Here is a 9,874-nt window from a genome sequence, read left to right as displayed (position 1 = left end):
ACCACACTTGATCGCTTATGTCGTGTCTGTGATAGGAAGCATCCATCTTTTCCTCTCCTGTCTTTTTTGATGCTTCCATTCTATCACAATTCCTCTACCTTGTGTAGACACTATCTAACGCCTATCTGATTGAATATAGGCTGCGCAACGGCCTTGTGTTACTGCGGGATACGGACCTGACGGTGACGGAAATTTGCTTTGAGGCCGGGTTCAGCGGGCCCAGCTATTTCAGCGAGCGCTTTCGCAAGGCCTTTGGGTGCAGCCCGCTGGAATTTCGGGAGAGGCCGCAGAAAGAGAAATAGAGAATTATGTCCGATTGTTATGGCCTTGCGTATGATTTTGAAAGCGGAAAAAGCCTTCCTCCTTTATAATGTAGACAAGAAAGGAGGAAGGCAAAATGTTATTTTTCATACTTGCAATACTTCTGTTGGCGGCAGTTATTTATGGCATAGCCCGGCACATAATCAAAAAGCACGACGGGCTGGATTACACCGACTTTTTCCAGGAAAACGAGAAAAAAGCTGACCTCTCTCCACACAAGTCCGCTCATACCTCATGCAGGATGTTCGGATAAGCATCTTGCTCATTCACTCCTAAGACGTGCAGCCATGCAAGCGGCTGCACGTCATTTTTTCAAGAGTCATACACGTTATTTTTTCAAGAGTCATATTGGGATATTGAAGGATTGTTATAGCCTTATGGTTCACCCAACCTATTTTTACGGTTTTTATTGTACGGTTAGCGGCAACTTATCGGGCTATACTACCGAGAAAACCATCAGGTCATCCCTGCTTTCCACCCTGATTATCCCCGGATATTTTCTGCATTTTTCAGCCGGGCCAACCGTTACAAAGAGATGTCCCCTCATACGGCCCCTACGATGGTTGCAATGAGGATAACCCCGGCACCTGTTTGGTGTTCTTTGAAATATGCCCATAGGATTTTCAAATCTTCCATGTCCACCCCCTTAAATGAGTTGTTAATGCGAGGAAAAGCGGCGGTTTTTGCAAACCGCCGCTTTCCATGAACTATGAGATCTGCGTGAGTGTAGCGTGCTGTTTGCGGTAGGTATCGTTGTCTTTCTGTTTCAGCTCCTGTTCCGTCTGCGCTAATTGGCGTTCCAGATCCTTGATCCTGGCCTCGTTTGTTTCGGTACGCAATTTCTGTTTCAACTCCTGCTGTTTCTTCTTAAGTTTTTCAATTTCCCGGTCCACCTTGTCAGTATTGCCCATCCACTTTTCCTCCGGTTTTCTGGGCGCGCCTGCCGCCTTCTCCGGATCGTCGAAATGAATTTTTGGCTGACCATCCTCATCCTTGCCCATCCAATAGCGGCCGGAGGGCTCTCCCGGTTCCTCGGGGACGTATTCATCCATCATGGCCTTCGGCTGGCGGCTTTGAAGCTCCTCAGGTTTCTGAACCTTGGGCGCGCCCTGTGTCTTCTCAGGAGCGGCCAAGGGGCGGATTGTTTCGTGATTCAAACCAGAAATTGGCGTCATAAGATATTCCTCCTTAAAATATTATGCATATTATGCAGAAAATGAAACACTGGGTTCTGTTTCCGCCGGAGCGGATGAAACCTCTCCGGCCGGCGTATAGATCACCGGTTCACTGGAAACCGGCGGCGGTGCCTCCACTGGCTGGCTGTTTTTCAGCGCCGCTTTCGCCGCCTCGGTGATTTGAACCTGGTCGGTCCCCTGCGGGCAGTCCGGCCCCGTGCTTTCTTCTGTGCGCTTGTGCTCCTCCCGGCGCTTTTCGATGGCGGTTTCCTGCTCCAGCTTGGTCTTTTCCCGCTCATCTTTTGCCTCAGCCTTCATGCCCTCGTCCAGCTTCTCCTGGTACTTGACGGCCTTCTCTGCGCATTCGCCGGTGTAGCCAAGCGCTCGCTTCATCTTTTCCGTATCGCCCTCGGCGCTGGCCTGGCGGTACACGCTCATGGGCGTACCTGCCAGCTTGATATTGGAATTGGCCCCCAAAAGCCCATCCATCATCTGTATATTCATGTCTGCGTCTCCTTTCCGAATAAATAATGGAGTTTGGATAAAGCCTCGCTCTCATAATTTTACCGGGCAGAGCGTGCGGTTTCAAGGCTTTTGTCATAAGATGATCTCTGGACGTCATGAAATGTTGGGGGGCACTATATTTCATCTCCCGCATCGCCGCTAGCAAAGATTATAGACCCGAATGCCGTATGGCCGAAACATTCAGCAGCACATGGAGAGAAAACCTTCCTCCCGCTTTCTCCGTCAGCACTGCCCCATGATACTTCTCCGCCACCGCCCGGATGTTGGAAAACCCGGTTCCTGCCGGGGGCAGCGGTTCATCGGCGCAGGTATTCTCAAAGGTCAGCATATAGAAGTCCCCCTGCTGCTTGCCGTTGATATGGATGGCCTTTTCTCCATCGCAGCCACGGCAAGCGGTGATGGCGTTGTCCAGGACGTTGGCAAACAGCACGCACAGGTCAAAGTCATCGATACCGCAGGGGTTGGGCAGAACCAGGGACACTTCGGCCGCGATCTCCTTGGCCAGCCCCAATTTCTCCCCCAGCAGGATATCCACCACCGGGTTGCCGGTCTGGTAGGGAAAGGACAGGGCCTCCGACACGGTTTCCAGCTTTTCCAGATACGCCCGGCCCTCCTCCAGCTTTCCTGCCCTGAGCAGGCCGTCCAGCACAGAAAGGTGGTTCTTGACGTCATGGCGAAAGGATTTTGTCTGCCGGTAGCGGGCCTGGGCCTCAGCGATGTAAACCATCTGGGCCTGGGACGCCTGGGTCAGGGATTGCAACTCCGCCCTGGCCTGAAACCCCTGGCAAAGCTGGCGGTAGGCATAGAGCGTGCATAGCATGGCCGCCAGCCCCATGACCTGCAAGAACAGCAGGGTACTGTGCCTGCCAACCTCCTCCAGAGAGATGCTGGGGGCAAAAAAGCTGTAGGCGCTCTGAAGAATATACAGCTCCGCGGCAAAGAAAAACAAAATGGGGATCAGCGGCAGCGCCATATTGGGGGTAGGGCTGTCCCCGGTCCAGTCCAGAAAACGGCGTACAGCCCGGTAACAACCGGCGCACAGGATGAAAAAGAGTATCTGTGCCGCCAAAAGCAGCAGATACAGCAGCGGGGTTCCGATAAAACGGGGAAAGAGCGCTGCCTCCACAGAGTTGAGAATGCCAAAGGAGAACTGCGAAACATAAAAGGCCAGCACCGCCGCGAGCCAGGATACAGGCCGCTGGTTCCCCATCCCAAAGCGGCTGACAGCATACAGCACCAGGATTCCGGCGGCGATGAAGGGAATTTCGTTGACATGAAGGCTAAGCGACAGCCATTGGATCCCACAGAGGGCAAGGCAGTAGGCCGCGAAATGCCAAAGCCTGCGTCCCTTTCCGGTAAGGCGGGTGACAAAGGAAATGTGCATCACGCCCTGCCCTACAACACTGATCCCGTCCATAATCAGGCTAAAATAATCCATGCTAGATCCCCCTTTCCTTCATGTGACGCAAAAGGGCCTGGGTCAGCGCCCGCTCCCGCAATCGGGAAACAGGGATTTTCTCCCCCTGGGCCAGGTCTACTTGGCCATCCTGGCACCCGCTCACGTAGTCCAGATTGACCAGATAGCTGCGGTGGCACTTAAAAAAGCGCCCGTCCACCTGGCGCTCCAGGTTTTCCAGGCGTTCATAGTAGGCGGTAACACTGCCGCCGGCTTTGTGGAGGTATATTTTCCGTCCCAGCACCTCGCCGTACACCAGGCTTGAGAAGGGAACCACCTCGCAGCCGTGACCCTTTTGAATTACAATGCCCCCAGCAGCCCTCTGCCCCAGAGAGCGCAACACCCGGTCCATCGTCCGTCTGAACCGGGCCCTGTCCAGGGGCTTGAGCAGATAGTCATATGCCTCCACCTGGAAGGCGTCAAACACACACTCCTTCAGGACGGTCACAAACACCAGCAGGCTGTGATCCTCCCTACGGCGTAGCTGCCTTGCCGTTTCCATGCCGTCTGGTTGTTCCATCTGGATGTCCAGGAAAACCACATCGTAGCTGCCGCTTTCCAATAGGGCGCGGCCATTGCAGAAACTGCTGACAGAGTAGTCGGATATTGATTTTTTACGCATATAGTCCGCAAGATGGCTGGCAAGTTCCTGGGCCATCCGGGGTTCGTCATCACAGATTGCAAATTTTATCATGTTCACCACCATGCTTTCTATCAGAATAACAAATGGGAGATGGTCATGCAACCCCGATGTAACGGAATGTCACAGAGATGTCATGAAATGTTCCCGTAAGGGAAACTGTCCGTTTACAAACACAGTGTAAAGCGGGACGGAACTGTTGTCAAGGGGGAGTGTCAAAGTGGGACTTCCTGTCCAGGACAAGAAATATGGATAGGTCAAATTCTATTGTTCAGATTTGCCTTTATGCCAGACTTCGCACATATTCGCATAAAAAGAAACCCAGCACAGTGAAGGGCTGGATTTCAACAACAAGGCCGGCCAGAATCTACGCCGCAAAACAGAGCGTACGCCGTTCAAGATTCAGCCATCCACTTCTCAAGTCCATCAAAAGACATCTTGCCAGGCAGCGCACTCGTCACGCTTGCCTTTCGCCATAGCGCTCCAAAATATTCCAGACGAATCTCCGGACACTTTGTGGTTCAATCTTGCTTAAAAGGAGCGAGGACCAATCGGGTTGGCAAGGTAGGGATCCGTCAAAAGATTCAGCAAGATTGCCGGCAGGGCCACTCGTCCTGCCACCCGCATGGTTCCGTTTTACTGTTCCAAAGCATCCTCAACAGCGGCCTTGATTCCTTCTGCAGAAATTGTCGCCCCGGTAACAGCATCCACTTCTGTGGATTGGGCAGATAGAATGGAATCAATAACACTCTTTGCCCGAGCGAAGTACTTAGGGGTTTCGTTCTCACCAGTAACCTCAATATCTGTAATCTTCCCCGAACTCACTGTCACATTCACAGTAATGGTACCATTGCGCCCCTGGCCCGTGCCTGTGTAAATACCGTCCTCCCACATAGGTTCTTCCGAGATTATCTCAGGCTGTGAAGAATGTATAACAGGTTCCTCAGTTGGCGCCGCAGTAGGCGTAGCTACTTCTACCGTGGGCAAGGGTGCTGCCGTTGCGGCCAACTCTGGCGTGGGTGTTGCTGCCTCTCTTTCTGAATAGACGGAATTGTCCTGCCCGGCGTTCCCGGCAAAGGAAGGGGCTGTCCATCTATCCGGCAGATGAATCCCCACGTCCGCCAAATGGAAAACCAGCAGGAGGAACATCAGGAATGCCAGCACCCGGTGGACAAACATCCACTTTCCCCGAAACTTCCTGTGGGGCAAATAACCCACCGCCAGGAATATGGCACATAAAAAGCACGCCGTACCCCAGTTGGCAGTAAAGAGGACCGGGGCAAGTTCTATTTCGCTTACAGAAACATCCGAAAAATTCCCGGCAAGTAGGCCGTGCAGCCCGGCCGTGGCTAAGAGCAGAATACCGGCGGGTATATGTATTCTGTGGAAGGCCCTGTTCAGTGTATCCACTCTGCTGATGCGTGCCACATAGCGCAGGGTTTCCAGTATGCAGAGAAACGCCGCAATCCAGGCCAGTACTTGGCTCAGTACCATTCAAATCATCCTTGATAGCCTGTGCGCGTTATCTTCTTCATAACTTCTTTCCAATCAATATTCCCATCAAACGGAAGCTGATGCTGATTATGCTTGCCGCCATTATCCTGCAGATGCAGCGCCATTAAACGGTTCCCGTACTTGCTCAGCAAGTCAATATCGGAAACATAGTTTTGGTGATGACAACTGTCATAACAGTAGCCTGCAAATTTTGACTGAAATGTACTTAATACCGTATCCAGATTATTGATATTATTTAAATTTTCAAACGCAATTTGGATCCCTTCGTCTTCTGCCTTATAAATAATCTTCTCTAATCTTTTTAACCCCAGTTCATGAACCGGGTATTGGTCATCGGGCAAATGAATTACCATCGTGGGTATGTGAAAGGCGGCGCAATCTTCTACACACCGCAGATATGTTTGAAAGACGCTTTCCCCATCCAAATTATCAGATGATAAGCAATGCTGTTTATGGACCGGCGTATGCATATTCTCAATTTCCAGTCCAGCTTTTCTTGCCAAACGGACATCTTCTTGATATCCTGCACCCCTTCCAAACTTGTCACTCCACCATAACATCACGCAATCAAACCCGGCCAGCTTTATTAGTTTGTATCTCTCTTCAAAAGGCACATCAAAACTACCACCATAGCCAAAACAATCGTAGATTCCTATCATAGCCAGTCTCCTCTGCAAATTAGAGTTTCTTGCGCTACTTTTTTTGTAAAGCATACGCACACAAATCTGAGAAAATCAAACAAAAAAACGGCTAGAAACCGCAGTTTCAAGCCGTTTTGGTGGGGGAGAGTGGATTCGAACCACTGAAGTCGTCGACAACAGATTTACAGTCTGCCTCCTTTGGCCACTCGGGAACTCCCCCATAAATTATGAAGTTTTATACAAGGCTTGTCCGGCCTTCCTGTCGGGCCGGACCGCCCAGTTTGGAGCTGGTGAACGGACTCGAACCCCTGACCTGCTGATTACAAACAGTGTGGAGGGCGTACATTGGGAGGGTTCCGGCAGTTTTGACCATTTTCAGCACACATACGGGCCGTTTTCCGCCCTATCACTTCCATTGTCTCCACACAGCTTTTTGGCGTGTGGGTCACGGTGTGGGTCAGAAAGAGAGGAGTCACAAGGAAGTTCCTCACGCCAAGTCTAAAATAACCTTCAAAAATTGCGTCGCTTAACAAAGAACAGGGACAAATCCGATACACTATAGATAAGCCCAGACCTCAAATATATCCCACAGGTTTTAATCCCTGCATGGCGGTTTCATGCCGAATTTTTATAGAACTAGACCGAAATGCTATAGCATTTTCCAAAGGCATCTGTTATCCTATCCTTAAACCGAAAGGAGAAGATATCCATGCTGCACTCTATTCTTCTTGATATGGGCAACGACCTCTTGCGCTATGCCCCAGAACACTTTCTAGACCGCCTGGAAATCCACAGTCCGCAGGACAGGGCGTTTCTGCTCCTGGAAATCTTCCACTCCCCCTCTGTGGCCCAAGCTGGATTCCGGGGAACTGACAGAGGCGGGCCTGGAGGAACAGGCTCTCAAGAACCTGCCCCAGCGCCTGCACGATGCCGCGCACAAACTGATTTTCGCGTGGGATGACCCCATTGAGCCTATACCCGGCATGACCGCTTTTTTAACAGACTGCAAGTCTGCTGGCCTGGGCTTGTACCTGCTGTCAAACGCCAGTGTCTGCCAGCCGGAATATTGGCCCCGCGTCCCTGGCAGCCCACTTTTTGACGGTGTGGTGGTTTCCGCTCTTTGCCGCTGTGTAAAGCCTGGAGAGGAAATTTACCGGTTTCTGCTGGAAAAATATCATCTAAATCCCTGGGAATGCCTGTTTATAGACGATATGGAGGCAAACGTCCACGCAGCCGAAACCTTAGGCATACACGGGTTCATATTTACCGGGGATGTCTCCGCCCTGCGCCGTCAGGTAGAAATCCCTTGAAAAAGGGGAATAGCGCCGTGCTTACACTTACAAAGAAAAATGCGCAGTTTCTTTACACGCTGGTGCAGATCCTCTATTGGATGGCTTGTGGGCTGATGTTCAGCTTTGCCTCGGCCTATTTGCAGGGCAACGGCTTTTCTAACGGGGAAGTCGGGCTGGCGCTGGGATGCTCCTATGGCATATCCACTGTCCTGCAGCCGTCCATCGCCTCGATTTTGCAGCTCACGGGAGTCCACTCGGAAAAGGGCTTGTGTGTGCTCTATACCATTGCCGCACTGCTTAGCGCCCTGCTTTTATGGCTGCCTTTGCCTGGACTGGGGATGGCGCTCCTGTTTACCCTTATCCTCTCTTTGTATTCTGCCCTGCAGCCCCTGGTCAACTCCCTGGCCCAGCGCTGGAGCGACGCAGGCTGCCCGGTAGATTTCAGCTCTGCCCGCAGTGCCGCCTCCCTTCTGTTTGCCGGTACCATTGCCGGGATGGGCTGGCTGCTGGGGAAAATCCCGGCAGTATTCCTCCCGGCTTTCTATTTGGCTATTGTATCCCTATAAGCATACCTGCTCTCTTTGCTAAGCTCCCCAAGCCTGCCGGGGCAACCGTTGGAAAGCCCTTCCACAAAAGACAGCAAAAACAAAAACAGGTATCCCGCCGGTTTCCCGCTGCTGCTGGCAGGAATCATCTGTCTTTCCCTGGCGCACGTCCTCATCGACAATTTCATGCTGCAAATTATGCAAAGTCTGGGCGGAGGGACGGAAAACCTGGGGCTGGCCCTGTCCATCGCTGCTTTCGTAGAGGTTTCAGCTATATGGCTGCATGGGAAACTGCGCAGGCAGCTGAGCGACCAAACCATCTTGATTTTTGCTGCATGGGCCTGGGCTTTCAAGACCTTCCTGGTTTTCTTAGCCAAATCGCCCACTGCCATATACGCAGCGGAATTCCTGCAGTTTTGCAGCTACGCCTTTTATATCCCTTCCATCGTCTGCTGTGTCGACCGCTGGTTCCCGTCGGAAAGCCGCCTGCGGGGGCAGTCTCTGGTGGGCAGCGCCTACATCTTGGGGTGCGTGCTGGCTGCCGTTTTAGGCGGCACACTGCTGGATGCGCTGGGAGTTCCCGCCACCCTGCTTATCCTTGTAGGGATTGCCTGTATGGGTGCGCCCCAGCTTTGCTGGACTCTAAGGGGAAGGAAATCTTTAACAAGGGCCGGGAGCCTTTTGATTTAACCGACAACGACGTTTCTGCCGGCACCCATGGCAGCCACTGGAAGGGCATCATTGCCCACTGGCACCGGGAACTGGAGCTGTTCCGGCTGGAAACGGGTCATGTGCGCGTGCGGGCCGGGACGGAAGAATTCACCCTGGAACCAGGGTAGAGCTGCTTTTTCAATACCGACGTGTTTCATTCCATGGATTTGTCCGGAGGCTGGCACTACCGCTCCTAAGTGTTTGGCCCCGAAATTGTATCCGCGCGCCGAGCAGCGTATTCGACACCCGGTACGTGCTGCCCCTGCTGGCAGACGGCCCTGCATTTTTGCTTTTCCCGGCAGAAACCCGGTTTTCCCGCGAGTTCGACCGGGTGTGCGCTGCCTGCGGGCAGGAGGCCCTGGGCTTTGAGTTTGAGGCGCGCACAGGGCTTTCCCGCATGATTGCCATGATAACAGAAAAAGCCCGGCTCATACCTGCCCGCCGGATGGCCGGAGAACAGGAAGTACGGGTAAAGGAAATGATGAGCTGGATCGAGGAAAATTTAGGGCGTGAAGTCACCGTACGGGATATCGCCGGTGCCGCCCATGTCTGCCGCCGCACCTGCCAGAAGGCGTTCCAGCGCTACCTGCACTGCAGCCCGGTGGAGTACCTCCAGCGCAGACGCATCCTGACCGCGGCCCAGCGCTTGGTTTCTACCGACAACCCTGTGACGGATATCGCTTTCCACTGTGGTTTTTCCATCCACAGCTATTTTTCCAAATCACTTAAGGCGGTCATAGCTCTCCGGTGGAGTATAGGGCGGCAGCACAGCAGGTTCTGCCCTAACGGTAGAATAACGCCCTGCCGCAGGACATTTAGGTGTGGAGTTGTTTGTTTTCATGGTTTGACAAATCCGATTCAAACAGTAGCCAACAGCCTGGATCACTCAAAATCTGCGCCGCTTAACAAAGAGAAGGGCTGGAGAATTCCAGCCCTTTTTCATTATGATTCGCTTAGCCACTTCTTGAATTCATCAAAGGACAGTCTGCCTTCAGCACACTCACCCCGCTTCCCCTTCACGACAGCGCTCCACGCGTAGAATGTGCCGGGGCT

Annotated in this window: 13 protein-coding genes and 1 tRNA gene; 7 read left to right on the top strand and 7 right to left on the bottom strand. The window is 52.6% G+C overall.

Going from position 1 to position 9,874, the window contains the following annotated elements:
- Positions 1-125: 125 nt before the first annotated feature.
- Both U8U01_RS15200 and U8U01_RS15195 read left to right on the top strand, forming a co-directional pair.
- A complete protein-coding gene (locus U8U01_RS15200) occupies positions 126-302 on the top strand; it encodes a helix-turn-helix transcriptional regulator (protein WP_322176028.1) in 177 nt (58 codons plus the stop codon).
- 95 nt (positions 303-397) lie between these two features.
- Positions 398-574, top strand: a complete 177-nt coding sequence (locus tag U8U01_RS15195) for a hypothetical protein (RefSeq protein WP_322176020.1) — start codon at positions 398-400, stop codon at positions 572-574.
- 454 nt (positions 575-1,028) lie between these two features.
- Here U8U01_RS15195 and U8U01_RS15190 read toward each other — a convergent pair whose 3' ends face one another.
- The 7 genes from U8U01_RS15190 to U8U01_RS15160 all read right to left on the bottom strand — a co-directional run bounded on the left by U8U01_RS15190 (position 1,029) and on the right by U8U01_RS15160 (position 6,493).
- Positions 1,029-1,496, bottom strand: coding sequence for a hypothetical protein (locus U8U01_RS15190; RefSeq protein ID WP_322176017.1), 468 nt, complete (start codon positions 1,494-1,496; stop codon positions 1,029-1,031).
- Positions 1,497-1,526: 30 nt separating this feature from the next.
- Positions 1,527-2,000 carry a hypothetical protein gene (locus U8U01_RS15185; protein ID WP_322176015.1) on the bottom strand — a complete coding sequence of 158 codons (474 nt, stop codon included), beginning with the start codon at positions 1,998-2,000 and terminating at the stop codon, positions 1,527-1,529.
- A 169-nt stretch (positions 2,001-2,169) separates the two neighbouring features.
- The gene (locus U8U01_RS15180; RefSeq protein WP_322176012.1) at positions 2,170-3,459 is read right to left on the bottom strand and encodes a sensor histidine kinase; all 1,290 of its coding nucleotides are present in this window, start codon (positions 3,457-3,459) and stop codon (positions 2,170-2,172) included.
- Between the two features lies 1 nt (position 3,460).
- Complete coding sequence (locus tag U8U01_RS15175) at positions 3,461-4,171, bottom strand: LytR/AlgR family response regulator transcription factor (RefSeq protein ID WP_322176009.1); 711 nt, start codon at positions 4,169-4,171, stop codon at positions 3,461-3,463.
- 582 nt (positions 4,172-4,753) lie between these two features.
- Positions 4,754-5,611, bottom strand: a complete 858-nt coding sequence (locus tag U8U01_RS15170) for an FMN-binding protein (protein WP_322176006.1) — start codon at positions 5,609-5,611, stop codon at positions 4,754-4,756.
- A 5-nt stretch (positions 5,612-5,616) separates the two neighbouring features.
- Entirely contained in the window at positions 5,617-6,291 is a 675-nt protein-coding gene (locus tag U8U01_RS15165) for a sugar phosphate isomerase/epimerase family protein (protein ID WP_322176003.1), read from the bottom strand.
- 117 nt (positions 6,292-6,408) lie between these two features.
- A tRNA-Tyr gene (locus U8U01_RS15160) sits at positions 6,409-6,493 on the bottom strand.
- A 622-nt stretch (positions 6,494-7,115) separates the two neighbouring features.
- On the opposite strand from U8U01_RS15160, the gene U8U01_RS15155 reads away from it, so the two are divergent.
- From U8U01_RS15155 to U8U01_RS15135, 5 genes are all read left to right on the top strand, one after another.
- Complete coding sequence (locus tag U8U01_RS15155) at positions 7,116-7,583, top strand: HAD family hydrolase (RefSeq protein WP_322176026.1); 468 nt, start codon at positions 7,116-7,118, stop codon at positions 7,581-7,583.
- Between the two features lie 17 nt (positions 7,584-7,600).
- Complete coding sequence (locus U8U01_RS15150; protein ID WP_322176001.1) at positions 7,601-8,131, top strand: hypothetical protein; 531 nt, start codon at positions 7,601-7,603, stop codon at positions 8,129-8,131.
- A 48-nt stretch (positions 8,132-8,179) separates the two neighbouring features.
- On the top strand, positions 8,180-8,800 hold the full coding sequence (locus tag U8U01_RS15145) for an MFS transporter (RefSeq protein ID WP_322175998.1): 621 nt from the start codon (positions 8,180-8,182) through the stop codon (positions 8,798-8,800).
- On the top strand, positions 8,743-8,949 hold the full coding sequence (locus U8U01_RS15140) for a hypothetical protein (protein ID WP_322175995.1): 207 nt from the start codon (positions 8,743-8,745) through the stop codon (positions 8,947-8,949). Before U8U01_RS15145 ends, U8U01_RS15140 begins: the two co-directional genes overlap by 58 nt.
- Before the next feature lie 125 nt (positions 8,950-9,074).
- Positions 9,075-9,860 carry an AraC family transcriptional regulator gene (locus U8U01_RS15135; RefSeq protein WP_322175992.1) on the top strand — a complete coding sequence of 262 codons (786 nt, stop codon included), beginning with the start codon at positions 9,075-9,077 and terminating at the stop codon, positions 9,858-9,860.
- Positions 9,861-9,874: the final 14 nt, after the last annotated feature.

The organism is Acutalibacter caecimuris, assembly GCF_034335085.1.
Classification (GTDB): domain Bacteria; phylum Bacillota; class Clostridia; order Oscillospirales; family Acutalibacteraceae; genus Acutalibacter; species Acutalibacter caecimuris.
Note: the sequence above shows the minus strand (reverse complement) of the source record. Positions and strands in the feature narration are given on the sequence as shown.